The sequence below is a fragment of the Rhizobium cerradonense genome (assembly GCF_030182455.1).
Taxonomy (GTDB): domain Bacteria; phylum Pseudomonadota; class Alphaproteobacteria; order Rhizobiales; family Rhizobiaceae; genus Rhizobium.
On the sequence record NZ_JAQJCK010000078.1, the window covers coordinates 1 to 781 of the forward strand.

The following is a 781-nucleotide window of genomic DNA, read 5'->3' on the forward strand; positions in this document are numbered from 1 at the left end:
TCACGCGCCGGTGGGCCAAGCGCGGAACGCGACCTTCAGCGCCGCATGATCAACGCACCAGATCGGCCTACATCTTTGGCGCAATCTGCCCGAAGCTCGGCAAAGCGGCAGCGCTGGTCATGCCGTGGTGCGACACCTACGCGATGACGCAGCATCTGGCCGAAATCGCCCGTCATGTCGCCGATGACGCCCATGCCATCCTCATCATGGATCAGGCGGGATGGCACATGTCCAACAATCTCGTCGTGCCCGAAAACATAACGATCCTGCCGCTCCCGCCGAAATCGCCAGAGTTGAAGCCGGTCGAAAACCTCTGGCTCTTCATGCGCGAGAATTGGCTCTCGAACCGAGTCTTCAAATCCTACGACGATATCGTCAATCACTGTTGCGACGCATGGCGAAAACTCGAAAGTCAGCCCTGGCGCATCATGTCCATCGGACGCAGAGAATGGGCCAATGCGTTCTGATCAATGAGAAGCCGTATGAGTCACAAAAAACGGGAGATTCGCGGTTTGCGATGATGTGCTAGCGTGGCGATTCGTGGTCAGCAGGAGCAAGCTGAGATGAATGGCCTGAGCGGAAGAAGTGAATCAGACTTTGCGGATTATGTCGAGAGGCTTGTCGATGTGATCGGCCATGCCGATCGGGCAGAGCCGCTGAAGGATTACTGCCTTGGCCTCATGCTGCCGGTGGAGCGCAAGAGTGTCGAGCCTCTGGCAGCGGTAACGGCACCGGCGAGGGTTTCGTCCAAGCATCAGTCGTTACTGCATTTCGTCGGTCA

2 protein-coding genes are annotated in these 781 nt (G+C 57.5%); both read left to right on the forward strand.

Features of this window, described 5'->3' with window-relative positions; translation table 11 throughout:
- Positions 1–467: IS630 family transposase (locus PH547_RS33750; protein ID WP_285170489.1), on the forward strand; the 467-nt coding region annotated here is incomplete at its 5' end.
- A gap of 96 nt (positions 468–563) precedes the next feature.
- A partial coding sequence (locus tag PH547_RS33755; protein WP_285170491.1) for a transposase occupies positions 564–781 on the forward strand: 218 nt, incomplete at its 3' end.